The sequence below is a fragment of the Acinetobacter sp. YH12155 genome, from assembly GCF_013418255.1.
Lineage (GTDB): Bacteria > Pseudomonadota > Gammaproteobacteria > Pseudomonadales > Moraxellaceae > Acinetobacter > Acinetobacter indicus.
In genome coordinates, this window is the sequence record NZ_VPCK01000018.1 from 1 (window position 1) to 24493 (window position 24493).

The following is a 24493-nucleotide window of genomic DNA, read 5'->3' on the forward strand; positions in this document are numbered from 1 at the left end:
AACCAGTAAAAATCCACACAAGTTGTTCTTCATAATCTCTTAATGATCTTTCCAACACCTCGTCAGTGCCAGAAGCTGGACTTAATAAACTTAACAACTCAGCACTTCGTGCTTCGTTCGTTTCCGTGTATCTCGTCGGTATGGGGTGCATTATAGGACAATTTCTTACACACGCAAGTGCTTTTAGCATCTTGTTTTATCGAGTGTTTCTTTTTTACGCACCAATATGGAGCATTTTTACCCTATCTTTGAAATAAACTTCTAATTTTAAAGCAGAAATATTTAATTTATATTTCTGCTTTTTATTTTCGTTAATTTTTTGCCGTTGCCGGTTTTATCTTCACACTCAGGATTTTCACCGGTTGAGCCGGAACATTCTGGTGCACACCAACATTGCGGGTCGGTACTTTGGCAATTTTATCGACCACATCCATCCCCTTGGTAACACGGCCAAACACAGCATAGCCAGCATTACGTGGACTTTTATTCAGGAAGTCGTTATCGACCAGATTAATAAAAAACTGGCTTTTGGCTGAATCAGGATGATTGGTTCGTGCCATCGCCAAAGTACCACGCTGATTGCTCAGGCCATTATAGGATTCATTTCTGACCGGTGGACGGGTATTTGGACGTTCCACCATGGCTGCATCCATACCGCCGCCCTGAATCATAAAGCCCGGAATGACGCGATGGAAAATGGTACCGGTATAAAAACTGCTACTGACATATTTTTCAAAATTGGCTGCTGACAACGGCGCTTTGTCGTTAAACAGTTCAATTTCAATATTGCCCATGGAAGTTTTCATTTCAATCATTGAATTGGCAGCCCATGCAGAGGCACTAAGGGCAAGGCTGGCGGCCATAAGAACGCTACGTTTTAACATTTCTTTACGAATCCGTGGTTTGATGTTTTGCTTCACTTATATTAATTGTTCAGTATGAAGAAAACATTAGCTGTTCCTTTCAAATCCTGAGAATAAGATGAATAACAATATCCAGAACCAGATTTTTGCGCATCCGCCTTGGCGCTTACACGGCGATGCTTTTATTTTGAATTATTGGCTGAATCCTTTTTTCCTGAAAACAGCCAAACGTTTTCGGCTGGCTCCGTCTCCTTTAGGACGCATGGTCAATGTAATGCTGATCCGTTATCAGGATTCGCCAGTGGGTCCGTATGATGAACTGTTAATTATGGATCATCCTTTATTGTATAAGCATCGCTTGTCGACCATTCCCAAGATTTATGTCTCGACCCAGGCTTCTTTAGTGCATGGCCAGCAGTTATGGGGCATTCCGAAAGAGCTGGCCGAATTTGAATGGCTGGAAAAAGAAGGTCGCACCTATTGTATTGTGCGCCATCAGCAGCAAGAGATGTCAATTTGTCTGGAGCGGCCGAAAAACAGCACCTCGTTTTATATCAATAGTCACCATATTCCGGCTTCATTTTTATCCATTCAGCAGGTCTGGCAAGGCCAGCGCTACCAGTTTAGTCCGAAATTTCGCGGCCGTTTATCTAAACTCAAAACGGTGGAATGGCAAAATACCCAGGATATTTTTCCTGATTTTTCCCAGGCCCGACTATTACAAAGTTTTTATGTGCCGGAGTTTGATCTGTTATTCCCCGAAGCGCAGATTAAAACCAAAACCGCTGTTCCACGTGAAACCAGAAAAAATCTGAGTCGGCCTTTTTAAGTCACTCCTTTTAAAAGAAGCGTGGTCGATCCCAGAATTTTCTGAAATTCTTGCCCAGCTCGAGCGTGAGTTTTTTGGCACGCCGCGAAACCGGGGTTAAATTAATAAAGCCATGGGTCTGGTCAGTATATTCCTTATATTGAACTTTGACCCCTTGCTGACGCAGCTTGTGCGCATAAATTTCCGCTTCATCGTGCAGCACGTCATGCCCGGCCGTCACAATAAAGGTCGGCGGTAGTTTTCTTAAATTGCCGTAAGTCGGTGAAATCAGGGCATCATCCAGTGCCATATTGTGCTGTAAGGCATAATACTCGGTGACGAAATCAATATCCTGCTCAGTCAGCACCAGACCGTCTTTATAGGCAAAGAACGACGGATGACGGCTTTTAAAATCCACCACTGGATAAATCAGTAACTGGGCATGCGGTGCATAGGCGGTATTTTTACTACGCTGTGACACCACGGTAGCAATATTGGCACCAGCACTGTCACCCGCCACGGCAATACGGTTTTTCAGAATATTAAATTGACGGCGATGCTGATACACCCAAGCCAAAGCATCTTCACAGCACTGAATCAGCTGTGTCGGTGAAACCTCGGGGGTCAGTGGATAATCGACACTGACCACCTGCGCCTGAGCGGCATGCGCTAATAGCCGGCAAACTTCATCATGGGTATCGAGATTGCCCACCACAAAACCACCACCATGATAAAACACAATCAACGGCAGTTTTTTATGCGGTGCAGGATGATAATAACGGGCTGAAATGATGCCACTTTGCAGGCTTAAACGTAAATCTTCGACCCGTTTGACATAGGTCGGCTGTTTACGGATCGCCTTCATCTGAGTATCAAAAGCCTGACGCGATTGCGCCGGATTTTCGCCAATAAAACCGATACGCCCCTGCTTGATTTGGGCCGCCATCATGCATTTAATGAGGGGATCAAGTTGCGGATACTGATAAGGATAGCCCAAGGCGCGCGCCAGTGATTCCTGCGCCACACACGGTAAATGATCGAGTGTTCGCACCACCGTACCCTGACTGTTATCAATGATTTTTTGCAGTTTCTGTTGATACGCACTCATCTATCATCTTCCTTTTTTATTCATTCTTCACATTTTCTACATGATCAGTAGTTTAGTGACTATTTCGTTATAGAAGTCCAGTCATCGACCTACATATTCAGAATTTATATACGCTAATCTTATTTCTATAAGGTGTCATTGACAATTTTGATGATACAGAGGGATTGATTTTGCTAATCCGGATAGAAAAAGGACGCTCACCATGTCTAGAAAACTCGTCTTGGTTTCCTGTGCGACCGTATTTTTAGCGGTCGGTTGTGTCGCGTTCCCTGAAGATGGCCACTACAATGGCCGCTATGATCACCGTTATGACCGGGATTACGACCGTAACTATGATTATCGCCGCATGACAGAACGTCAGCGTTGGGAATATGAACAACGTCAAAAACGCTTACAGCAACAACGCCAACGCGAAGCGCAGTGGGATCGACAAAAACGTGAACTGGAACGTAAACGTGCCGAACAAAGCCGTCAGCAGTTACAACGGGAACGCGAACGACGCGCCGAACTGAACCGTAAACGCCAGCAAGTCGAACGCAAACAGCAAGAGCAGCGTAAAAAACGGGTCGAAGAACAGCGTAAACGGATGGAAGAATATCGCAAACGGCAACGTGACCGTCGTGATTAATCCTGTATTTGACAGCGTACGATGCACAGTTTAAAAACCCGAAAACTGGCTTTCGGGTTTTTATTTTTGCCAGGTGCTTTGATTGAAAGCGCTGTAACAGAAAAATAACGACCTTCAATAATAATAGTGAAAATAGCATGACCTTCCCTGGCCTATTAGTTTGATCTCCCTGTTGAGAAGTTAAATTTTCCTCCCTGATTTAAATTGATAGTCCTGTTTCATTTGAAATAGACAGCGTTGAATTTAGGGCTGTGGCTGTGCCTCAACCGCCGGTGCTTCCGGCCCTGCTGGTGCAGCAGCGGCCGGGGCAGTGACTTCTGCGGCTACGCCCACTTCAGCCCCCGCTTCTACCGGCATGGTAGTCACCTGTACCGTTTCAGGTTGCTCCGGATTTTGTGCCACTTCTGGTGCCTGTGCCGTTTCATGACTGCTACAACCTACCACCGCCAGTCCAGCAAACAAGGCCACAGCCAATACACCCATTTTTTTCATCATTCGATCCTCATTCATTGAAAAATACAAAGTCCAACTTTGCGCTGGCTATACTTTCAAAATTTCAGCACTGGCTGGGCAGATAAAAAGTTAAATTTTTATATCCACCGGTACGAGTTATGCAGTTTTTTATAAACATGAAGATGCAGCTATTTTTACAGCCAATGGAAGGAATCAGCAGGATTAATCTGCTGTTTTTGTTATAGATTACAGCAATAAAAAAGAACGAAAGTGCAGAATTATTTTAGAGGAAGAAAACAGCGTGCTCTACACAACATACGGCTAGTTTTGCGAAAAGATAACAGTGTAAATGCGGCACTTTTAAATCTTGAGGGCAAAAAAAAGGCTTATCCAGAGGGCGGATAAGCCAGAAAACACATTTCAAGAAAATATCAAAAGAAACTACAGCGATAGAATCTGGGTGCAATCATACAAAGTTGACCTTGCCCTGTAAAATAGTATTTTTCACTCATTCTGATCGTTTTTATGTATAAATAATAATCAACTTAAAAATTTTGTATAGAAAACTCAACAGCATCTACAGAATTTATCCGGACTTAAAATTAAAATCATTTTCCCATAAATTGGGGTTTCAGCCTCGTAGTATCTTCCTGCACCCTCCCTGCTAAAAAGATCAAAAATTAAAAGAATGTATGTTTTTTCAGCAAATTTCTGCAGATTTAATGACTGGCACCGCTTGAATTTTTATCCCCTGCCCCGACTTCTTTAATAATTACGAAATTCATCACTCATGGCAGTTCAGAATGAACCAGTCAATACTGATGCCAGAAGGACTGTACATGTTTAAGAACCCATTTAAACGGAGTAAATCAATGGCAACCGAGCACAACCAAGACGCTCAAGATCTGCAACAAGAGCAAGTAGAACAAGATACTACCCAAACTCAAGCTGAAACCGAGCAGGCAGACGTTTCCGTTGAGTCTTTACAAGAACAGATTGCGCAGCTCGAAGGCGATTTAAAACTTGAAAAAGCGCGTACCGCCAATGCAGTGTATGAAGCGCAAAAGAGTGTCGAGCGTATTCAGCGTGAATCTGAAAAGCATAAAGAAGCAGTGCTGGAGAAATTTGCCAAAGAACTGCTCGATAGCGTAGATAACCTGGAACGTGCTATTGCCGCAGCTGGCGAAGAAAAAACCCCGCTGTCTGAAGGGGTGGAACTGACGCTGAAATCACTGCTGACGACTTTAGAGAAATTCGGCATTGTGGCGGTAGATACCGCGAACGGTTTCAATGCAGATTTACATCAGGCGGTGGGCATTGATCCAACAGCCAAAGCCAACGAAATTGGCAACGTACTGCAAAAAGGTTATAGCTTAAATGGCCGTTTATTGCGTCCTGCAATGGTTATGGTCGGCGCTTAAGCCTCATAAATTCGGGAGTTGGTGAAATTTTTTCATATTTTTAACTTGAAAAAAATTGAACGGCTCTCATATCGGATAACAAGTGTAAAGCACAATAAAATTTTTGAGGAAACATCCAAATGGCTAAAATCATTGGTATTGACTTAGGTACAACCAACTCATGTGTTGCAGTACTTGAAGGCGATAAAGTTAAAGTAATTGAAAACGCTGAAGGCGCGCGTACAACTCCATCTATTATTGCGTATAAAGATGGCGAAATCCTGGTCGGTCAGTCTGCGAAACGTCAAGCAGTAACTAACCCGAAAAACACATTGTTCGCAATCAAACGTCTGATCGGTCGTCGTTATGAAGACCAAGCGGTACAAAAAGATATCGGTCTGGTGCCATACAAAATCATCAAAGCAGACAATGGTGATGCTTGGGTTGAAGTTAACGACAAAAAATTAGCACCACAGCAAATCTCTGCAGAAGTTCTGAAAAAAATGAAGAAAACTGCGGAAGATTACCTCGGTGAAACTGTTACTGAAGCAGTTGTAACCGTTCCTGCATACTTCAACGATGCACAGCGTCAAGCGACTAAAGATGCCGGTAAAATTGCTGGTTTAGACGTTAAACGTATCATCAACGAACCTACTGCTGCGGCGTTAGCGTTCGGTATGGACAAGAAAGAAGGCGACCGTAAAGTTGCAGTCTATGACTTGGGTGGTGGTACTTTCGACGTATCCATCATTGAAATTGCGGATCTTGATGGCGACCAGCAAATCGAAGTATTGTCGACTAACGGTGATACCTTCTTAGGTGGTGAAGACTTCGATAACGCATTGATCGATTACCTGGTTGAAGAGTTCAAGAAAGAACAAAATGTCAACCTGAAAAATGATCCACTGGCGTTACAACGTTTGAAAGAAGCGGCTGAAAAAGCAAAAATCGAGCTTTCTTCTTCGAATGCAACTGAAATCAACCTGCCATACATCACGGCTGATGCGACTGGTCCTAAACACTTGGTGATCAACGTAACACGTGCGAAATTAGAAGGTTTGGTTGCAGACCTAGTTGCACGTACCATCGAACCTTGCCGTATTGCACTGAAAGATGCGGGTCTTTCGACTTCTGACATCTCTGACGTGATTTTGGTGGGTGGTCAGTCTCGTATGCCACTTGTACAACAAAAAGTACAAGAGTTCTTCGGTAAAGAGCCACGTAAAGACGTGAACCCTGACGAAGCTGTGGCAATGGGTGCTGCAATCCAAGGTGCTGTACTTTCGGGTGACAAGAACGACGTTCTTTTACTTGACGTAACACCGCTGACACTGGGTATTGAAACCATGGGCGGTGTGTTAACGCCAATCATCGAGAAAAACACCACGATTCCTGCGAAAAAATCGCAAGTGTTCTCTACCGCTGCGGACAACCAGCCTGCAGTAGACATTTCGGTTTACCAGGGTGAACGTAAAATGGCTCAACAAAACAAATTGTTGGGTAACTTCCAGTTGGGCGATATCCCACCTGCGCCACGTGGTGTGCCACAAATTGAAGTATCGTTCGACATCAACGCGGATGGTATCTTGAAAGTGTCTGCGAAAGACAAGAGCACGGGTAAAGAGCAATCGATCCAGATTAAAGCAAACTCAGGTTTGTCTGATGCTGAAATCGAAGCGATGATCAAAGACGCTGAAGCGAATGCTGAAGAAGACCGTAAGTTTGAAGAACTGGCAAAAGCACGTAACGAAGCCGATGCCCTGGTTTCTTCTGCTCAAAAAGCAGTAAAAGATCTTGGCGAACAAGTGACTGCTGATGAGAAAACTGCGGTAGAAACAGCAGTTTCAGAACTTGAAGCAGCAACCAAAGAAAATGATGTTGACGCGATCAAGGCGAAAACTGAAGCGCTGCAAAACATCATCATGCCAATTACACAGCGTGCGTATGAAGCAGCTCAAGGCCAAGGCGGTGCGCAAGGTTTTGACCCGAATGCCTTCGGTGGCGATGCAGGTCAACAGCAAAAAGCAGACGATGGCGTTGTCGATGCTGAGTTCACTGAAGTGAAAGATGACAAAAAATAATTTGTCACTTTAAACAAAAAGACCGCGCGTAAGCGCGGTTTTTTATATCTGTTTGAAAGCAAAAAGACTTGTTTCATCTCTGCAGCTTTTTTAAGGTAGTTAGGCACCCCCATCTGGCCTACTCTGCTTTTGATCCTTTTCTCCTGCTATATAAAGGAAAGAAAATCGGTCAATCACAGATGCGGATGTGCAGTTAATTATCCCCTCTCTACAGGAAGCCCAATCTGCGTGATGCGTCTCTTAATCCTGATTGTGTTACTGCTGTTTGCCGCCATGCTGTGGTATCAGAACCAGCAGCATCCGCAGTTGCAGCACAACAGCCTGCTGACCCGGATTCAGGCACCTTTGGATACCCGGCTGCGTTACCGGATTGCCGAAGTGGACCCGCGCTTTGGTTTAAGCCATGCCGAAGTAGTGCAACTGGCACAACAGGCCACACAAATCTGGACAGAGGGTACTGGTCAGGACTATTTTGTCTATGATCCACAAGCGCGACTGGCAATCCGCCTGATTTATGATGAACGCCAACATGAATCGGAACAGCGTCGCCTGCAGATGGGCCAGATTGAGCAACAGCAGCAGCACTGGGAACGCCAGCAGGCCCAAGTGCAGGCAGTCAAACAGCAGATTCAGCAACTGAACCAGCAGCTGGCTTTTAAAAATGCCCAGTTACAGCAACAGCTGAATGCCTATAACCAGCAGGTGCAGCAGCTGAACCAGCAAGGCGGTGCATCAGCCATACAGCGCAGCTCTTTAAACCTGCAGCGTCAGCAACTCGAACAGCAAACCGCCAGTTTACAGGCTGAAATTCAACAGTTTAATGTGCGTATTGCAGGCTTGAACCAACAGATCGATGCCCTCAACCAGCTGAATCAGTCAATTGATGCTTCGGTGCAGCAATTTAACCAGCGCTTTCAGCCGCGTTTATTTGATAAAGGCAGTTTTGATGGCAAAACTATTCTCATCTATGAGTTTCAGTCAGTCGCCGACCTGCGTTTAACCTTGGCACATGAATTCGGTCACGCCTTGGGATTGGGGCATACCCATGATCCACATGCCCTGATGCATCCTCTCATGCAAGAGCAAAATCTGGCTCATTTTCAACTAACTGCCGCCGATTTGGCGCTTTTGCAGCAGCGTTAAATACATTTGATGCTTTTCATTACAAGTTAATCTAGAAAACCGGGGCTTTATCGCCAACAGCACTGCCCTCTCTGGCTATTTCATGTTATTGTGAAAGCCGCAATTTCAACAGGAATGTTTGTGGAGATTAATGTGAGTTACTACCATATTTTGATTGAAGTAAATGACCACATCAGCACGATTGAACAAACGCGTGATATTGAACTGTTTGATATCGTCGATATTCAACCGTATCTCTACTCTATTCTATTGCCGTATTTTAATGAGCAGATGATTGAACTCGAAGAAGAAAATGTCGAGTTTGAAGATATCCTGCATTTAGAAATCAAACAGACCCTGTTGCCGGTTAATCACCTGATTGAAGAAGAACAAAAACTGCTGCCAAGCGACACCGATGTCACCATTACGGCCTATGAGGTGTTTAACAACCGTGATTTGAGTCAGGATGTAACCACGGTCATTTTTGATATTTTAGAAGCCGTGAAGATTGATACTTCAGATATTGAATAAACATCAGGGCGCCATAAGGCGCCCTTTTTATTGCATATTTATTTATTGCAGCATCATCAGTTTGGCATTTTCATTACGAAAAGCGCGTAACACCTGCTGTCCGGCACGCCCGGTGGGACTTAAGCCCAGGCGGATCTGTTCCTGACGAATCGCCTGACGGGTTTTATCACCAATCAGGCCATCTACCGCACCAATATCATGACCGCGATTTAATAAAAACTGCTGGATTTCACGACGTTCTGCGCGTGAAGTGCCCGGATCATCGGTAGGCCATGCCGTCACAAACGGGCCTTTGCCCTGTAAACGGTCGGATAAATGCGCAATGGCCAAGGCATAACTTTCCGCGGCGTTATAACTGTAAATGGCATCAAAGTTTTTAAACACCAGGAAAGCCGGGCCATTGCCGCCTGCCGGTGTCAGCAAACCGGCCTGACTGCTGCCTGAAAGATTGCCCTGAATCAAGGCACTGCCATCGGCTCGTACTAGCCCACGATTGACCCAGCTGCTTAAGGATTTTTTATTGCGGCGCCCTTCTCCACTGACCGACATGCCTGCGGGCAATTTCACTTCAAAGCCCCACGGTTGTCCGCTTTGCCAGCCACGTTTTTTCAGGAAATTGGCGGTTGATGCCAAGGCATCAGTGGTGCTTGAGACCAGATCACGGCGGCCATCACCATCAAAATCCACTGCCAGTTCTTCATAGGTCGATGGCATAAACTGGGTATGACCAAATGCCCCGGCCCATGAGCCTCTGAGCTGATCTTCACGCACATCACCGCGTTGTAAAATACGCATCGCGGCAAAGAATTCGCCGCGGAAATAACTCTGACGACGGCCTTCGCAGCTTAAAGTACCTAAAGCCTGCAATAACGGATAACGGCCAGAAATATCACCAAAATTACTTTCTACGCCCCACACCGCGACCACGGTTTCTGGCGGTACCCCATAAGCTGCTGCAATCCGGTTCAGCACCTCACGGTGCTCGGCCAGTTTTTGCTGGCCCAGTTGTACGCGTTCTTCATCGACCAGACCGGAAAGATAATCCCAGATTGGCGTCGAAAATTCCGGCTGATAATTCAGGCGTTCAATCACGGAATAATCTGGCGTTAAATTTTGGGTATAGCGGTCATAAGTACTGCCACTGACGCCCTTGGCCATGGCCTGACCGCGTAAATTGGCCAGACAGGCCTGGAAATTATTTTGAGGCTGGATGGTGCTTGGCACCGGCGCCGTGGTGGTGACCGGCTGACCGTTAATAATCAGTTCTGCATGTAGCTGAGATGCAGCCAATGCCAAAGATCCGAAAACAAAAGCAAAGCGATGCATACTATCCCTTATGTCATTTGAATTTAAAACTGGTTTTACCATAACAGCTGAGCCATAAAATGACAGGGTAAAAACGTAAATTTAAATTTATTTTGCTTCATTTTAAATTCATATTTCAGTTTTGAATTTAAAAAATTTTATCCACAGATCTAATCTTGAGTATTTTTAAATTCAAATCTAGGTTTTCTTATTTTTTAAATTTAAATTCATTCTTTTAAATTCATTTTTTCAGACTTCAACCAGTAAAGTTATCCACACCTGCAAAACAGCGCTGGTTTTAAATTTAAATCATCATTTTTAAATTTATTTCAGAAAAACTTATCCACAAAACCCATCCACCGGACCGTAAATCTGTACTTTTTAAATTTAAATTGCAGTTTTTGAATTTATTTCGCAGGTTTTAAATTCAAATTTTTAAATTTAAAACTACAACCGGATTTGAATTCATATTTTTGAATTTAAAGTTCAGCGGATATTTTAAATTCAAACTGCATGTTCAGATTTAAATTCAAAATAAAATCTGCGTTTGAATTCATTTTTAATTTTTCAGATGCTCTGTATTTATGTTTGTTTTTTAGCCATTTATAGTTATAAAAGATCTGGACTGAAGCAATCAAGCCTGTTGTTGAACCAGCCGACCAATGGCGGCTGGCGAAAAAAGAGCGCAATCTTGCCCGAATTTCTGGCATAAAAAAAGCGGCCCGCTGAGGGACCGCTGTTTTCATAAACGAATCTGCAGTTAAATGCTCATATCTTCACTCAAGGCCAGCGGATTTGGCAGAATTTTCGCCAGCTGACGGCACAGTGACGTCAGTTCACGGCTGTCGTTTGGCATTAAGGTAATATGCCCAATTTTACGACCTTCGCGTTCGGTTTTATTGTACAAATGCAGATGTGCACCATTTAACGCCAACACATCTTCCGACTTTGGATGCTGACCAATAATATTCACCATCACTGTCGGGCGTACCACCTCAGTCGAACCGAGCGGCAAACCAGCCACTGCACGGACATGGTTTTCAAACTGTGAACAGACCGCACCTTCAATCGACCAGTGCCCTGAATTATGCACGCGTGGCGCCATTTCATTGGCATACAGGCCTTTTTCAGTCACAAACAGCTCCAGTGTCAACACACCAACATAGTTCAGATGATTCAGCAGGCGCGTGATGTAGTCTTGCGCCACCGGTTGCAAGTCAGTGCTGTTCGGTGCCGGTACAATCGAGTGCGATAAAATCCCGTGATGGTGATGGTTTTCAGCCAATGGCCAGGTTTTGACATCGCCATTTTGGCCACGTACCGCAATAATTGATACTTCACGCGAGAAGGTGACAAAACTTTCTGCAATCAGTGAGCCGGCAGGGCCAAGTTCTGCCCAGGCCTGATCAATCTGATCGGCGCTACGCAGCACAAACTGGCCTTTACCATCATAACCGCCAGTCGCGGTTTTCAGTACAATCGGCAGACCTAATTCAGCCACCGCCGCCTGTAAACTGTCCAGCGAATCAACCGCCTTATACGGCGCCACCGGAATCTGCAGCGCATCAAATAGGGCTTTTTCCTGCAAACGGTTTTGCGCAATCGCCAGCGCCTGACGCGGCGGATGCAACGCTTTACTTTGGGTCAAGACATCGACATCAGCCAGCGGGGTATTTTCAAATTCCAGGCTAAATACATCTGCACTCTGGATAAAATCCTGCAAACCGTGTTCAGCTGCGTTTGAATAGACCGTACCTAAAGCCGCAGAAGGGCAATCTGCACTGGCTTCAAAGAAAGTACATTGAATATTGAGTGGTAACGCGGCTTGCGCCATCATACGACCAAGCTGCCCACCACCAAAAATACCAATGGTTTTATTCATAAGGAATGTCCCGTATTACGCCTGACCCGGAATATTGTTGCTGGCCACTTTATCGGTTTGCGCTGCACGGAAATCAGCGACATTTTTCGCAATCTCTGGACGCGTTAAACCCAGAATCTGGGCAGCCATAATGGCAGCATTGGTGGCACCGGCCGGACCAATTGCCAAGGTACCCACCGCAATTCCGGCCGGCATTTGTACAATCGACAGCAGTGAATCGACACCATTTAAAATAGAAGATTTGACCGGCACACCCAGCACTGGAAGATCAGTCTTGGCTGCGCACATGCCCGGTAAATGGGCAGCGCCACCCGCACCGGCAATAATCACCTGAATACCACGATCACGCGCAGTTTCGGCATATTCGAATAAACGGTCTGGGGTACGGTGCGCAGAAACCACTTCCGCTTCAAATGGGACACCAAGCTGCTTGAGCATATTGGCAGTGTGTTCGAGAGTTGCCCAATCAGATTGAGAACCCATAATAATTCCAACGAGAGGAGCGTCTTGTGCTGCGGCCGCATTCATTGCTAATGTTCCAGAGACTAAGTGAAAAAAGATAAATCTCGACGAGAGCCAAGCTTTAATGAATAAGCTCCGTATTATAGACTGAAAAACCGGCTGGCTAAAGTTCGGCGCAAGAATAAAGATTAAAATTATCTGTTTGTAAAACTGAAGAAAATACAATGATGGCAATAGGCCAAAAATACAAAAAGAGGACATACAGCGGTGAAAAAAACGCTATAACTATCAAGATAAAGCTTTTTGTAATGAATAACTTAAGATTAGATTAAAGATATTTTCAGGGCAGTTTCCATGTGGTTCAAACTTAAAATCTGGCTACAAAACCCTTCAGAAAACTTATGGCTGATGCCGGCGCTGGGTGCCATCTTTGCGACATTTTTTTCATTATTTGCCATCGCCAGCCAGTATTTTATTCCGGCCAGTACGGTACCGAATATCAGCATCGACACCTTGGGCAGCTTGCTGGATATTATTGCATCCAGCATGCTGGCAGTGACGACCTTCTCATTGTCGATTATGGTGGCAGCTTTTGCTTCGGCTTCAAGCAGCGGCACACCACGTGCCTATAGCTTGATGATGAGCGATGACAACACCCGGCTGGCCATTTCCAGTTTTATTTCCGCTTTTATTTATGCAGTGATTGCCAAAATTGCCCTGGGGCTGGAGTACTACGGTCCATCCGGACGTTTTGTGCTATTTATCAGTACCATTCTGGTGCTGATGTACCTGATTTATACCCTGATTCACTGGGTACAAACCCTGTCCAAACTCGGCAATTTAACCACCACCATCGACAAGATTGAAACTGCAGCCAAAAAGGCCTTGGGCCAGTTCCGGCATCAACCGGATTTGGGGGCAACAGGGCATAAGCCTGCCTTTGCGCCCAGCTTTTGCGTCTATAGCAGCACAACCGGTTATTTTAACCATGTCGATCTGGCCGGACTGGAGCAGATTGCCGCGCAGCAGCAACTGCATTTACATCTGCCATCTATGCCGGGAAAATTTTTAGATCCGATGACTGCGCTGGTCGAAGTCTATAGCCCGCAGGCGCTGTCCGAAGAACAGCAACAGCAGATCCACAATCAGATTCTGCAGCATCTGATTATTGAAACCAATCGCAGTTTTCTACAGGATCCGCGTTTTTGTCTGCTGGTGATGAGTGAGGTCGGGCAAAAAGCCATGTCGAGTGCAATTAATGATGTCGGTTCTGGCATTAGCGCGCTGAATGCGCTGACCCGGATTCTGATTGACAGTCGCCCGGACCCGGAGGCGACGCGCTGTGATTATCCGCATCTCAGTATTGAGTGCTTTGATCTGCAAGACCTGATTTATGGCAGCTTTATGCCGCTGGCCCGCGATTGTGCCCAGAATCTGGAGTTAAATCAGCGCCTGCTGAAATGCCTGTCGATGATTGCGCAGAATGTGCCGGAACCGGAACTCAGACAGGCGGCCACGCAGATGGCGATGCAGGTGCTACAACGCTGTTTACATCACTTTGATTTCGCACCAGAACGGGCGCTGATTCAAGCAGATTTCGCCGCACTTTTTCCACATCTGCCACAACCGGAATAACTTTAGCTACTGCGAAAAACGAAGTAAACACAACCGAGTAGGCACAGACCAGCCCAGAGATAATCCAGTTTAAACGGCTGCTTGAACAGATACAGCATAAACGGCACAAAGACCAGCAGGGTCACCACTTCCTGGGTAATTTTCATTTGCCCAAGTGACCAGCCATGCTGGGCCAGTAAGCGCGTGGCCGGAATCATAAAGGCGTATTCGAGCAGGGCAATCATCCAGCCAAACAAAATGGCCTGCCACAGCGGCGCGCCATGCAAAAATTTCAGATGTCCATACCAGGCCAAAGTCATAAAACAGTTGGAAATAATTAACAGCAGTAAAGGGAAGGACATAGGCGGCAGCATCCAGAAAACGTCAGCCTATTGTACGGTTTCAGGCCCAAAAAGCAGTGTGGCTATGCGGATTTTTTTCACGGTCAGCATCCACCTGGAAAATGCCTGATTTTTTCGGATTCCAGTCAACGAATCCCTACAAGAATGACTATCTTTTCCGAAACAGCCTTGCTATCGTTGCTGACAATTCAATACATCATGACCAGGCCATCAACAAGAATGGTACGGTCCTACACGCAGTGGAGTAACAGCGGATGCATCTGCATATTTTGGGTATTTGTGGCACTTTTATGGGCTCTCTGGCCTTGTTGGCGCGTGACCTGGGTCATACCGTGACCGGTTCCGACCAAAATGTTTATCCGCCGATGTCGACCCAACTGGAAAATGCAGGCATTACCTTAATGCAGGGCTATGACCACAGCCATTTACAGCCGCATCCGGACTTGGTGATTGTCGGTAATGCCATGAAACGTGGTATTGATGCGGTGGAATATATGCTCAATGCCGGTCTACCATATGTTTCAGGTCCACAATTCCTGGCCGATCATGTGCTGCAAGGCAAGCATGTTCTGGGCGTGGCCGGCACCCATGGTAAAACCACCACCACCACCATGCTGGCCTGGGTGCTGGATCAGGCCGGTCTGGAACCGGGCTTTTTGATTGGCGGCGTTCCGCTTGGCTTTAAAGAAAGCGCGCGTTTAGGTGGTGGCAAATACTTCTGTGTCGAAGCCGATGAATACGATTCTGCTTTCTTCGACAAGCGCTCCAAGTTCGTGCATTACCATCCGAAAACTGCCATTTTAAATAACCTTGAATTTGACCATGCCGATATCTTTGATGATCTGGCGGCGATTCAAAAACAGTTCCATCATCTGGTGCGTACCATTCCAAGTGAAGGCTGCATTATTGCACCGGTTACCGAAACCCATATTGATGAAGTGCTGGAAATGGGCTGCTGGACACCGGTGGTCCGCACCTCACTGACTGCACATGCCCAGGCCGCGCTATCTGCCGAGCAGTTACAGGCCGATGGCTCACATTTTAAAGTGCTGCAAGATGGTGTGGTTCAGGGCGAAGTCTGCTGGAACATGACCGGCCAGCATTCAGTGGCCAATGCCCTGGCAACCATTGCCGCGGCGGCGCATGTTGGTGTATCGATTGAAACGGCCTGTGCGGCCTTGTCCAATTTCGGCGGGGTAAAACGCCGTATGGAACTGCTCGATACCGTACGCGGCATTGAGGTCTATGATGACTTTGCCCATCATCCGACGGCAATTGACACCACCCTGGAAGGCGCGCGCAAACGTTTAGGTGAACGTAAACTGTGGGCGATTATTGAGCCTCGTTCCAATACCATGCGTATGGGCAGCCATAAAGATGGACTGGCACATTCAGCGCGTCTGGCCGATGAAGTAATCTGGTATCAACCGGAAGGACTGGACTGGGATTTACAACCGGTGGTGGCTGCGGCACCAAACAAGGCCAAAATTGCCCGGACGCTGGATGACATTATTCATACCGTCAGCCAGGAAGCAGGCGAGGGCGATGCGGTGGTGATCATGTCTAATGGCGGTTTTGGTGGTCTGCACCAGAAATTATTAAGCGCATTAAAATCGGCTTAAGCACGTTTATTGACCTGAAACATCATTCAACGGGGCTGTAGTTAGAATACTGCAGCCCTGTTTTATTGTCATACAATTCAATAGATTAAAATAAATATACAAATATATGAATAAAAACGGTTTTTTAGAGATGAACTTGTCATCAACTCCTGTTAAGTTAGAACGATCACATCCTGTGCTATAACGGTTCCTGATGAGGTGAAAAGGCGCAGGCTGTCCCACAATAAGCACAACAAGAGGATGACCACCATGTCCCAGACAATGCAAGCCATGGTTTATCATGGCGCCAATGATATCCGTTTTGAACAGCGTCCACGTCCCCAGATTCTGCAACCCACCGATGCCATCATCCGCGTGACCAAGTCAACGATTTGCGGTACCGACCTTGGTATCTGGAAAGGCAAAAACCCGGAAATTGAAAGCACCGCAATCGAAAAAACCGGCCAGTTTGATGGCCGTATTCTCGGCCATGAAGGCATCGGGATTGTTGAAGAGGTCGGTACGGCAGTCAAAAATTTCAAACCGGGCGACCGGGTGATTATTTCCTGCGTCAGCCGCTGCGGTACCTGTGAAAACTGCCAGAAACAGCTCTATGCGCACTGTCGCAATGAAGGCGGCTGGATCATGGGTTATATGATTGACGGCACCCATGCCGAATATGTACGCACCCCATTTGCTGATACCTCGCTGTATCCGCTGCCAGAAGGACTGAATGAAGAGGTCGCGGTATTTTTATCAGATGTGTTGCCGACTTCGCATGAAATTGGCGTGCAATATGGCAATGTCAAACCCGGCGATACCATTGCCATTATTGGTACCGGCCCGATTGGGATGGGCTGTCTGCTGACTGCACAATTCTATTCACCGGCGCAAATTATTGCGGTAGATATGGATGATAACCGGCTGGCCATGGCCAAGGAACTTGGCGCGACCCACACCATTAACTCGGCCAAAGAAGATGCCATTCAGCGTATTCTGGAAATTACCGATGGCCGCGGGGTCGATTGCGCCATGGAAGCCGTGGGGGTAGAAGCCACCTGGAATATTTGCCAGCATATCGTCAAAGAGGGCGGTCATCTGGCCAACGTCGGGGTACACGGTAAATCGGTGAATTTTGAGTTAAATAAACTGTGGATTAAAAACCTGACCATTACCACCGGTCTGGTCAATGCCAATACCACCGGCATGCTGCTCAAAAGCTGCTGTGCCGGCAAACTGCCGATGGAACGTCTGGCCACCCATCATTTTACATTTGACCAGTTTGAAAAGGCTTATGAGGTATTTAAACACGCTTCAGATGAAAAAGCCCTGAAAGTGATCATTGATTACAGCTAAGGTCTTTATCGGCAATCAAAAACCACGAGTCCATGCTCGTGGTTTTTATATTTCAGCTGGCATTACAAAGTCAGCTGCAGGTTCAAGTGCCAGATTTAAGCGGCGACATCAGCCAGGCTGGGCTCACGTCGAAACATGACTTCAACATAAGAACAGACCGGTACAATCTTGAGCTGTTTTTCCCGGGCAAACTCGACCAGTACATCCAGTAATTGACGAGCAATGCCTTGGCCACGCAATGAATCATCTACCCAGGTATGGTCGGCGACAATTTTATGCGTGTCTTGCCATTGATAGGTGATTTCAGCAATCCGCTGTCCATCCCGTTCAATAAAAAATGCGCCGCCACGTTTTGCCTCTTGATGTTGAATATCCATTGCTGTCCTGCCTTAAAGTTTATGTGTCACCTGATGAATTAGGGTTGAAGTACATCCTGAATAGATGGGTCTTTTTCAAAAGCCGCTTTGGCATAAGGGCAGAGTGGTACAATCTTGATCTGCTGTTCGCGGGCATAATTGACCGCAGCTTCAACTAAGTGACGTCCCACGCCCTGACCACGTAACTGTTCACTGACCGTGGTATGGTCAATAATAATTTTATCTTCGCCGGCGCGTGAATAGGTCATCTCTGCCAGACGCTCGCCATTGGCTTCAACAAAAAAAAACCCTTTGCTGTCATTGTTTTCGTGTTGCACCATCATTTTTATCATATCCTCCCATTTGGAATAGTCAGTATCCGCTTTATTCACAGAAAAAGACAGAAAAGAAAAGTGTGACTCACATTTTTTATGATCTGTGAAACATGACTAGGTTTTTAGCTAAAATATGGATACAATTAATTACATGATTAACACACTTCAATATTTTTAACTATGGATCTTTTTTTCATCATTATTTTGTTGTTGGTGGGTTTAGCCATTTATCTCGGAATTTCAATCTATAAGGAAAAATCTCGCGATCCGTTTAAATAAGCCTAATTGCACTTTACTTAAAAATATGCAATTCTCTGTCGACTTTGGGGCATTCCCCCAACACAGAATTGTTGAACAAGGGGAGTAGCCTCCTCCAAGCGTTAAAACCCAGATGAAACTCACTGGTTTTAACGTGTCAGACTATCGTCATTACACTTTGCAAAAAGTCGGTATCTGAGCATTGAATCTGCATCAGGCAGGGCAATGTAGGCAAGACCTTGATCACGTTGTTATGGATGTTTTTATTTCATCTGGCAACGGGTCAAGGTTTTTTTATGGCCAATTGTCGGATGTGGAGATTGTATGGAATCTATCGGCAATATCTGGCTGTATCTGGCCTTTTTTGCGATTGTTATGGCCATGCTCGCCATCGACTTTCTGGGCTTTAAACAAAAAGAAGGCCAGACCGTTCAGGTGCGTACCGCCGCTTACTGGAGTATCGCCTGGGTCAGCGTGGCCATGCTGTTTGGTGGTGGCCTATGGCTGTATCTGAAACAGACCGCCGGACTGGATGTCGCCAATACCAAGGTGATGGAATATCTGGCCGGTTATTTACTGGAAAAATCACTGGCCATTGATAACGTCTTTGTCTGGCTGATGATTTTTGCTGCCTTTGCCATTCCCCCAGCGTTACAACGTAAAATCCTGCTGTATGGCGTTTTGGGCGCTATTGTGCTGCGTACCATCTTTATTTTTATTGGCGCCTGGTTTGTGCAGGAATTCTCCTGGATTCTGTATCTGTTCGGTGCCTTCCTGGTCTATACCGGCTTTAAATTCCTGCGTGGACAGGACGATGAAGACAGCAATATCGAAGATATGGCGATCCTGAAATGGTTACGCAAACATATGCGGATTACCCCGCAGCTGGAAGGCAGCCGCTTCTTTGTACGTAAAGAGGGCTTACTCTGGGCCACGCCACTCTTTCTAGTGCTGATTCTGGTTGAAGCCTCCGATGTGATTTTTGCGGTGGATTCAATTCCTGCGATTTTTGCTGTGACCAGTGATCCCTTTATTGTCTTGACCGCCAACCTGATGGCGATTTTAGGCTTACGCGCCATGTTCTTCCTGCTGGCCGGTGCAGCCACCAAAATGCATTATCTGCCGTATGGGCTGGGAATTATTCTGGTGTTCATTGGCTTCAAGATGCTGATGCTGGATGTGTTCCATATGCCAATCTGGATTTCCCTAAGCTTTATTGTGATTGTGCTGGCAATTACTGCCTGGCTGTCGATTCGCCACAGTCGCAAGCATCATGAAACCACGCTCTAAAGTGGCCTGATTGATCAAAAAGCCCGTTGCATACGGGCTTTTTTTATTTTCCATATTCAGGGCTTACTCTTGAATATCAGTGTATAAGCACTCGATTTAACTGAATATTTTAGAGTTGACCCAGTGGACATCTTGTATTTCACCCAAACTGGCAACAGTTTTGCATGACACCCAATGTCTGTGACTGAATGTTGGATTTTCCATACAGGGCAGCGCTTTTCAGCTACAATCAACCGAAAAAATTAAACAAGTGCAGGTTTTTCATGTCTTCTGTCATTGCAACGACGGCAATTCGCGGCCGCTTCCTCGATATTCAGAATACAGTTGCCCAAGCGCGTGATATTCACGACCAAGTGCGCTATGTAGAAGATGGTTTATTAATTACCCAACACGGGAAAATTCACTGGTTTGGTCCCTGGGAAGAGGGGCAGGTGCATATTCCGGCCGGTGTTTCAGTGCAGCATTATCCCGATCAGCTGATTATACCCGGCTTCATTGATACCCATATTCATTTCCCGCAAACCGAAATGGTTGGCGCCTATGGCACCCAGCTGCTGGAATGGCTGAATACCTATACCTTTCCAACCGAAATGCAGTTTGCTGATAAAAGCTATGCTGACAAGATTGCTGCATTTTTTGTGCAGGAACTGCTAAAAAATGGCACCACCACGGCACTGGTGTTCTGTACCGTGCATCCTGAATCTGTCGATGCCCTTTTTGAAGCCGCAGAACAGCACCAGATGCGCCTGATTGCTGGTAAAGTGCTGATGGACCGTCATGCACCCGAGGAACTCTGTGACACGCCAGAACGCGCCTATCAGGAATCTAAAGCACTGATTGAAAAGTGGCATGGAAAAGGCCGTAATTTATATGCGATTACCCCGCGTTTTGCACCGACCTCAACGCCGGCACAACTGGAAAAAGCGCAGCAGCTGAAAGCTGAATATCCGGATGTGTATTTACATACCCATTTAAGTGAAAACAAAAATGAAATTGCCTGGGTCAAAAGCCTGTTCCCGGAGCAAAAAGGCTATTTAGATGTCTATCATCATTATGGGTTGACCGGTTCACGTTCGGTATTTGCACATTGTGTGCATCTGGAAGAGCAGGAATGGGACTGTATGCACCAGACCGATTCCGCGATTGCCTTTTGTCCGACCTCCAACCTGTTCCTGGGCAGTGGCCTGTTCCCGATCCATCAGACCTGGCAGAAACAGATCAAAATGGGCCTGGGTACCGACATCGGGGCAGGGACCTCGTTTAGCCAGCTGCGCACCATTAGCGAAGCCTATAAAGTCCAGCAGCTACTTGAGCAAAACCTGTCGGCCTATGAAGCGCTGTATCATGCCACTTTAGGCGGTGCCAAAGCACTGGATCTGGATGACAAGCTCGGCAATTTCAATATCGGTAAAGAAGCGGACTTTATTGTGCTGGATTTAAACGCCACCGCCTTGCAGACCCTGCGCCAGCAGCACAGCAAAGGCCTGGAAGACAGCCTGTTTGCGCTCATGACCATGGGCGATGAACGTAATATTCAGGCCACCTATATTTATGGACAATGTGCCTATGTCCGCGACTAAACCTATACGCCGGGCGCAACCGAAATGGCGGGTGGCGCTCACGCTGATTGGTCTGGCCTTATTGCTGAAAAGAGACCACCCGGTCAAAAATGCTGTTTTTTTAGACAGCAAAGAGGATGCATCTGACCGCAAGATGTATTAAAATTAAGGCATATTTTGGGGTGTTGCAGGTCAACACCTTTTTTATTTTTTGCTCTTTTAGGGATCTACCCATGACCGTTGATATGAAAGTATTGATTTCTGCTGAAGAAATTCATGCGAAAGTTCAAGAACTTGGTAAACAGATTAATGCGCATTATGCCAATAGCGACAAGGAGCTGGTGTTAATCGGTTTACTGCGCGGTTCTGTGCTGTTTATGGCCGATTTATGCCGGACCATTGAAAAACCGCATGAACTGGACTTTATGACCGTTTCAAGTTATGGCGGCAGTACTGTGTCTTCGCGTGATGTAAAAATCCTGAAAGACCTCGACGGCGAAATTCGTGGCAAAGATGTGCTGGTGGTAGAAGATATTATCGACTCTGGCAATACCCTGAGCAAAGTACTGGAAATTCTACAAACCCGTGAACCAAATTCGATTGAGCTGTGTACCTTGGTCAGCAAACCGTCACGCCGTGAAATTGAACTGGAAGTTAAATTCCTGGGCTTTGAAGTAGAAGACAAATTTATTGTCGGTTATGGCCTCGACTATGACCAGAAATATCGCCATATCCCGTTTATTGGTGAAATCGGTCTGTAAGCAACCGCAAAAGAAAGTGGCGTTCAGCCACTTTTTTTACGACAAAGCGGACAAAAAAGCTACAATCTGTAGCAGGACTCTACTGTTTGTCCTCTCAAAAATCCTGAAAAATAAATCAAATAGCAACAACTCAACTTGATAAACCATAACAAGAAGGAGACAGGAGATGTGGACACTTATTGTGGCTATCGTGATTGGTTTTATTGCAGGTCTTATTGCCCGTGCCATCCATCCAGGTGATGATAAAGCAGGCTTTATTATGACCACCTTACTCGGGATCGCCGGTTCACTGTTGGCCACTTACGGCGGTCGCTTCCTCGGTCTGTATGATGAAAACTCAGCTGCCGGCTTTATTGCCTCGGTGATTGGTGCGCTGATTATTCTGTTTATCTATAACATGATTTCCAAACGCTCACATCGCGTTTAAATCAATAAAAAAGCACCGTTCATTCGCCGGTGCTTTTTTATGGTCTAAAATCTGACTTTTAACAATCTGAGCTTAGAGTCCAAATTCCTTGAAAATCTGCTCGATCTGCGCAGCAGGGTAGGCGCCCATCACCTTAAAACCATTCGAGAAAATAATGGCCGGTGTGCCGTTTAATCTCAGGCTTTGCGCCAGTTTCAGATTACGCTGAATCGGATTGGCACAGGACTGGCTCGTGCGCGGGCTAAGACCTTTGGCAATCAGGTCTTCCCAGGCCTGGGCCGGATTGGCTTCACAATACACCTGCTGCGAAGGGCGTACCGATTGTGCCTTTAACGGTAAAATAAAGGTGTAAATGGTGACATCATTGAGTTTTTTCAGCTCTACTTCCAGCTGTTTGCAATACGGGCAATTTGGGTCAGAAAAGATGGCCAGCTGACGTTTACCCGTCCCTCGAACCGTTTTTAAAGCATCTTGTAGCGGCAGTTTTTTCCAGTCGATGCTGTTTTGTTGTACCAGCAGCGCTTTGGTCAAATTCTGCTGGTCGCTTAAACGGATCATGGAACCGGCCAGAATATGCTTGGCATCTTCATTCAGATAGACCACCTGACCCTGCATTGAACCGCTATAAATCCCGCGCATTTCAGTGGCCTGAATATTCTGGATATCCAGGTTTGGATGCTGCTGCTTTAAATTGGCTTTGACGGTGTCGACATTGGCCAGTGCCAGCGTTGAGCTCATCGCGAGCGCGGCCAGCAAGAATGCATGTTTAAACATAGTGAAATCTTGTCTTTATCAATCCTTGCCCGATTCTAATCTTAAATCGGGACAAAGATTCCACTTTTATCAGAGAAATTTACCGAATCACTACAGCATCGACAACGACGTTTCACGTGGAACATAAACCGGTTGAATCGAGTTAATTTCAATTGAGACATGCACAATTTCCTCATGCACTGACAGGGCCGTGCGGATTTGATCGGCATTTAATTCATCTTCAGTTTCTACGGCCAGAATACAGGAAAACTTGTCACGACCGACTTTCCAGACATGCAGATCGGTGATATTGACCATTCCTGGCAGCTCGGCAATCACCTCGCGAATTTCTTCCACCACCGGATGATCCATTTCGGCATCCAGCAAGGTGCGTCCAGTTTCCTGAATCAGGCCCCAGGCCCAGCGCGCCACCAGAATCGAACCCACAATACCCAGTACCGCATCAAGAAAATCCCAGCCCCAGAACTTGCCGGCAATTAAGGCCACAATGGCAAAAATGGAGGTCACAGCATCGGCCACCACATGCATAAACGCAGCTTTCTGGTTTAAATCATGTGCTCCAGCTGTATGTGCATGCGCATGTCCATGCCCCGACTCATGGTGATGGTGATGGTGATGGTGATGGTGATGGTGATGGTGATGGTGATGGTGATGGTGACCATCATCATGCAGTAACCAGGCACAAATCAAGTTGACCAATAGGCCTAAAATCGCAATGGGAATGGCTTCGTTATAATGAATATTAACCGGGAAAAATAAGCGTTCTACCGAATGAAACGCCATAAAACCGGCCACTACCAGCAATAAAATCGCACTACTATAACCGGCCAGAATCTCAATTTTCCAGGTACCAAAGCTAAAACGGGCATCCTGGGCATAATGACGCGCCGCCCGATAAGCCACATAGGCCAGCCCCAAAGCCAGCATATGCGAGCTCATATGCCAGCCATCGGCCAGAAGTGCCATCGAGTTAAAAATCCAGCCGCCAATAATCTCTAAAAGCATCATGACACCGGTTAATATCGCAGCATATAATATACGCTTCTGGGCCAGTGGATTGCCTTCATCAAACTGATGGTGATGGGTACGGTGAGAAACATGATTTTGCATGGGGAGAATCGTCCAATATACTCCCCTATAGTATATTTGAAATTAAG

General features: G+C 46.2%; 26 protein-coding genes. 14 read left to right on the forward strand and 12 right to left on the reverse strand.

The window, feature by feature from the left end; genetic code table 11:
- Positions 1–311: 311 nt before the first annotated feature.
- Complete coding sequence (locus tag FTU86_RS11030; protein ID WP_016659793.1) at positions 312–884, reverse strand: peptidylprolyl isomerase; 573 nt, start codon at positions 882–884, stop codon at positions 312–314.
- Between the two features lie 97 nt (positions 885–981).
- On the opposite strand from FTU86_RS11030, the gene FTU86_RS11035 reads away from it, so the two are divergent.
- On the forward strand, positions 982–1692 hold the full coding sequence (locus FTU86_RS11035; RefSeq protein ID WP_168400221.1) for an acetoacetate decarboxylase family protein: 711 nt from the start codon (positions 982–984) through the stop codon (positions 1690–1692).
- 10 nt (positions 1693–1702) lie between these two features.
- Here the strand turns inward: FTU86_RS11035 and FTU86_RS11040 are convergent, their stop codons facing one another.
- A complete protein-coding gene (locus FTU86_RS11040; protein WP_168395950.1) occupies positions 1703–2779 on the reverse strand; it encodes an alpha/beta hydrolase in 1077 nt (358 codons plus the stop codon).
- Between the two features lie 202 nt (positions 2780–2981).
- Here FTU86_RS11040 and FTU86_RS11045 point away from each other — a divergent pair, with 202 nt between their 5' ends.
- On the forward strand, positions 2982–3407 hold the full coding sequence (locus FTU86_RS11045) for a hypothetical protein (protein WP_180048510.1): 426 nt from the start codon (positions 2982–2984) through the stop codon (positions 3405–3407).
- A 243-nt stretch (positions 3408–3650) separates the two neighbouring features.
- On the opposite strand, the gene FTU86_RS11050 is transcribed toward FTU86_RS11045, so the two are convergent.
- Positions 3651–3902 carry a hypothetical protein gene (locus FTU86_RS11050; protein ID WP_087662369.1) on the reverse strand — a complete coding sequence of 84 codons (252 nt, stop codon included), beginning with the start codon at positions 3900–3902 and terminating at the stop codon, positions 3651–3653.
- Between the two features lie 830 nt (positions 3903–4732).
- On the opposite strand from FTU86_RS11050, the gene grpE reads away from it, so the two are divergent.
- The 4 genes from grpE (at position 4733) to FTU86_RS11070 (ending at position 8994) form a co-directional block, all read left to right on the forward strand.
- Positions 4733–5281, forward strand: coding sequence for a nucleotide exchange factor GrpE (gene grpE / locus FTU86_RS11055; RefSeq protein ID WP_005181051.1), 549 nt, complete (start codon positions 4733–4735; stop codon positions 5279–5281).
- 119 nt (positions 5282–5400) lie between these two features.
- Positions 5401–7341 (forward strand): molecular chaperone DnaK, encoded by a 1941-nt coding sequence (gene dnaK, locus FTU86_RS11060; RefSeq protein WP_005181052.1) that lies wholly within the window; start codon positions 5401–5403, stop codon positions 7339–7341.
- A 231-nt stretch (positions 7342–7572) separates the two neighbouring features.
- Positions 7573–8484 (forward strand): matrixin family metalloprotease, encoded by a 912-nt coding sequence (locus FTU86_RS11065; protein ID WP_180048513.1) that lies wholly within the window; start codon positions 7573–7575, stop codon positions 8482–8484.
- A gap of 120 nt (positions 8485–8604) precedes the next feature.
- A complete protein-coding gene (locus FTU86_RS11070; RefSeq protein WP_162182855.1) occupies positions 8605–8994 on the forward strand; it encodes a hypothetical protein in 390 nt (129 codons plus the stop codon).
- 42 nt (positions 8995–9036) lie between these two features.
- Here FTU86_RS11070 and FTU86_RS11075 read toward each other — a convergent pair whose 3' ends face one another.
- From FTU86_RS11075 to purE, 4 genes are all read right to left on the reverse strand, one after another.
- Positions 9037–10320 (reverse strand): lytic murein transglycosylase, encoded by a 1284-nt coding sequence (locus FTU86_RS11075; protein ID WP_168395948.1) that lies wholly within the window; start codon positions 10318–10320, stop codon positions 9037–9039.
- 458 nt (positions 10321–10778) lie between these two features.
- The gene (locus tag FTU86_RS11080) at positions 10779–11045 is read right to left on the reverse strand and encodes a hypothetical protein (RefSeq protein ID WP_168384701.1); all 267 of its coding nucleotides are present in this window, start codon (positions 11043–11045) and stop codon (positions 10779–10781) included.
- Positions 11046–11059: 14 nt separating this feature from the next.
- Complete coding sequence (locus FTU86_RS11085) at positions 11060–12181, reverse strand: 5-(carboxyamino)imidazole ribonucleotide synthase (RefSeq protein ID WP_104484542.1); 1122 nt, start codon at positions 12179–12181, stop codon at positions 11060–11062.
- A gap of 15 nt (positions 12182–12196) precedes the next feature.
- The gene (purE, locus tag FTU86_RS11090; protein ID WP_005181065.1) at positions 12197–12709 is read right to left on the reverse strand and encodes a 5-(carboxyamino)imidazole ribonucleotide mutase; all 513 of its coding nucleotides are present in this window, start codon (positions 12707–12709) and stop codon (positions 12197–12199) included.
- A 288-nt stretch (positions 12710–12997) separates the two neighbouring features.
- On the opposite strand from purE, the gene FTU86_RS11095 reads away from it, so the two are divergent.
- Complete coding sequence (locus FTU86_RS11095) at positions 12998–14278, forward strand: DUF2254 domain-containing protein (protein WP_168395947.1); 1281 nt, start codon at positions 12998–13000, stop codon at positions 14276–14278.
- Positions 14279–14280: 2 nt separating this feature from the next.
- On the opposite strand, the gene FTU86_RS11100 is transcribed toward FTU86_RS11095, so the two are convergent.
- Positions 14281–14619 carry a DMT family protein gene (locus tag FTU86_RS11100; protein ID WP_005181069.1) on the reverse strand — a complete coding sequence of 113 codons (339 nt, stop codon included), beginning with the start codon at positions 14617–14619 and terminating at the stop codon, positions 14281–14283.
- 254 nt (positions 14620–14873) lie between these two features.
- Here FTU86_RS11100 and mpl point away from each other — a divergent pair, with 254 nt between their 5' ends.
- A complete protein-coding gene (gene mpl / locus FTU86_RS11105) occupies positions 14874–16241 on the forward strand; it encodes a UDP-N-acetylmuramate:L-alanyl-gamma-D-glutamyl-meso-diaminopimelate ligase (RefSeq protein ID WP_168395946.1) in 1368 nt (455 codons plus the stop codon).
- A gap of 249 nt (positions 16242–16490) precedes the next feature.
- Positions 16491–17576: a zinc-dependent alcohol dehydrogenase family protein gene (locus FTU86_RS11110; protein WP_005181074.1), complete on the forward strand. Its 1086-nt coding sequence runs from the start codon at positions 16491–16493 to the stop codon at positions 17574–17576.
- 95 nt (positions 17577–17671) lie between these two features.
- Here FTU86_RS11110 and FTU86_RS11115 read toward each other — a convergent pair whose 3' ends face one another.
- Together FTU86_RS11115 and FTU86_RS11120 are read right to left on the reverse strand one after the other, a co-directional pair.
- Positions 17672–17953 carry a GNAT family N-acetyltransferase gene (locus FTU86_RS11115; protein WP_016659776.1) on the reverse strand — a complete coding sequence of 94 codons (282 nt, stop codon included), beginning with the start codon at positions 17951–17953 and terminating at the stop codon, positions 17672–17674.
- 38 nt (positions 17954–17991) lie between these two features.
- Positions 17992–18324 (reverse strand): GNAT family N-acetyltransferase, encoded by a 333-nt coding sequence (locus tag FTU86_RS11120; RefSeq protein WP_373684802.1) that lies wholly within the window; start codon positions 18322–18324, stop codon positions 17992–17994.
- 525 nt (positions 18325–18849) lie between these two features.
- Here FTU86_RS11120 and FTU86_RS11125 point away from each other — a divergent pair.
- The 5 genes from FTU86_RS11125 (at position 18850) to FTU86_RS11145 (ending at position 22562) form a co-directional block, all read left to right on the forward strand.
- The gene (locus FTU86_RS11125) at positions 18850–19815 is read left to right on the forward strand and encodes a TerC family protein (RefSeq protein ID WP_180048509.1); all 966 of its coding nucleotides are present in this window, start codon (positions 18850–18852) and stop codon (positions 19813–19815) included.
- 263 nt (positions 19816–20078) lie between these two features.
- Entirely contained in the window at positions 20079–21395 is a 1317-nt protein-coding gene (guaD, locus tag FTU86_RS11130) for a guanine deaminase (RefSeq protein ID WP_180048508.1), read from the forward strand.
- Complete coding sequence (locus FTU86_RS11135) at positions 21382–21537, forward strand: hypothetical protein (RefSeq protein WP_005181085.1); 156 nt, start codon at positions 21382–21384, stop codon at positions 21535–21537. Before guaD ends, FTU86_RS11135 begins: the two co-directional genes overlap by 14 nt.
- 70 nt (positions 21538–21607) lie before the next feature.
- Entirely contained in the window at positions 21608–22135 is a 528-nt protein-coding gene (gene hpt / locus FTU86_RS11140) for a hypoxanthine phosphoribosyltransferase (RefSeq protein WP_005181088.1), read from the forward strand.
- A 166-nt stretch (positions 22136–22301) separates the two neighbouring features.
- On the forward strand, positions 22302–22562 hold the full coding sequence (locus tag FTU86_RS11145; protein ID WP_005181091.1) for a GlsB/YeaQ/YmgE family stress response membrane protein: 261 nt from the start codon (positions 22302–22304) through the stop codon (positions 22560–22562).
- A gap of 72 nt (positions 22563–22634) precedes the next feature.
- On the opposite strand, the gene FTU86_RS11150 is transcribed toward FTU86_RS11145, so the two are convergent.
- Positions 22635–23336, reverse strand: coding sequence for a DsbC family protein (locus tag FTU86_RS11150; protein ID WP_177155158.1), 702 nt, complete (start codon positions 23334–23336; stop codon positions 22635–22637).
- A 90-nt stretch (positions 23337–23426) separates the two neighbouring features.
- On the reverse strand, positions 23427–24446 hold the full coding sequence (gene dmeF, locus FTU86_RS11155; RefSeq protein ID WP_180048507.1) for a CDF family Co(II)/Ni(II) efflux transporter DmeF: 1020 nt from the start codon (positions 24444–24446) through the stop codon (positions 23427–23429).
- Positions 24447–24493 lie beyond the last annotated feature (47 nt).

Coding starts and splice junctions, on each gene's coding strand:
- FTU86_RS11030 (WP_016659793.1), bottom strand. CDS start 884: ATGTTAAAACGTAGCGTTCTTATGGCCGCCAGCCTTGCCCTTAGTGCC.
- FTU86_RS11035 (WP_168400221.1), top strand. CDS start 982: ATGAATAACAATATCCAGAACCAGATTTTTGCGCATCCGCCTTGGCGC.
- FTU86_RS11040 (WP_168395950.1), bottom strand. CDS start 2,779: ATGAGTGCGTATCAACAGAAACTGCAAAAAATCATTGATAACAGTCAG.
- FTU86_RS11045 (WP_180048510.1), top strand. CDS start 2,982: ATGTCTAGAAAACTCGTCTTGGTTTCCTGTGCGACCGTATTTTTAGCG.
- FTU86_RS11050 (WP_087662369.1), bottom strand. CDS start 3,902: ATGATGAAAAAAATGGGTGTATTGGCTGTGGCCTTGTTTGCTGGACTG.
- grpE (WP_005181051.1), top strand. CDS start 4,733: ATGGCAACCGAGCACAACCAAGACGCTCAAGATCTGCAACAAGAGCAA.
- dnaK (WP_005181052.1), top strand. CDS start 5,401: ATGGCTAAAATCATTGGTATTGACTTAGGTACAACCAACTCATGTGTT.
- FTU86_RS11065 (WP_180048513.1), top strand. CDS start 7,573: ATGCGTCTCTTAATCCTGATTGTGTTACTGCTGTTTGCCGCCATGCTG.
- FTU86_RS11075 (WP_168395948.1), bottom strand. CDS start 10,320: ATGCATCGCTTTGCTTTTGTTTTCGGATCTTTGGCATTGGCTGCATCT.
- FTU86_RS11080 (WP_168384701.1), bottom strand. CDS start 11,045: ATGAAAACAGCGGTCCCTCAGCGGGCCGCTTTTTTTATGCCAGAAATT.
- FTU86_RS11085 (WP_104484542.1), bottom strand. CDS start 12,181: ATGAATAAAACCATTGGTATTTTTGGTGGTGGGCAGCTTGGTCGTATG.
- purE (WP_005181065.1), bottom strand. CDS start 12,709: ATGAATGCGGCCGCAGCACAAGACGCTCCTCTCGTTGGAATTATTATG.
- FTU86_RS11095 (WP_168395947.1), top strand. CDS start 12,998: ATGTGGTTCAAACTTAAAATCTGGCTACAAAACCCTTCAGAAAACTTA.
- FTU86_RS11100 (WP_005181069.1), bottom strand. CDS start 14,619: ATGTCCTTCCCTTTACTGCTGTTAATTATTTCCAACTGTTTTATGACT.
- mpl (WP_168395946.1), top strand. CDS start 14,874: ATGCATCTGCATATTTTGGGTATTTGTGGCACTTTTATGGGCTCTCTG.
- FTU86_RS11110 (WP_005181074.1), top strand. CDS start 16,491: ATGTCCCAGACAATGCAAGCCATGGTTTATCATGGCGCCAATGATATC.
- FTU86_RS11115 (WP_016659776.1), bottom strand. CDS start 17,953: ATGGATATTCAACATCAAGAGGCAAAACGTGGCGGCGCATTTTTTATT.
- FTU86_RS11125 (WP_180048509.1), top strand. CDS start 18,850: ATGGAATCTATCGGCAATATCTGGCTGTATCTGGCCTTTTTTGCGATT.
- guaD (WP_180048508.1), top strand. CDS start 20,079: ATGTCTTCTGTCATTGCAACGACGGCAATTCGCGGCCGCTTCCTCGAT.
- FTU86_RS11135 (WP_005181085.1), top strand. CDS start 21,382: ATGTCCGCGACTAAACCTATACGCCGGGCGCAACCGAAATGGCGGGTG.
- hpt (WP_005181088.1), top strand. CDS start 21,608: ATGACCGTTGATATGAAAGTATTGATTTCTGCTGAAGAAATTCATGCG.
- FTU86_RS11145 (WP_005181091.1), top strand. CDS start 22,302: ATGTGGACACTTATTGTGGCTATCGTGATTGGTTTTATTGCAGGTCTT.
- FTU86_RS11150 (WP_177155158.1), bottom strand. CDS start 23,336: ATGTTTAAACATGCATTCTTGCTGGCCGCGCTCGCGATGAGCTCAACG.
- dmeF (WP_180048507.1), bottom strand. CDS start 24,446: ATGCAAAATCATGTTTCTCACCGTACCCATCACCATCAGTTTGATGAA.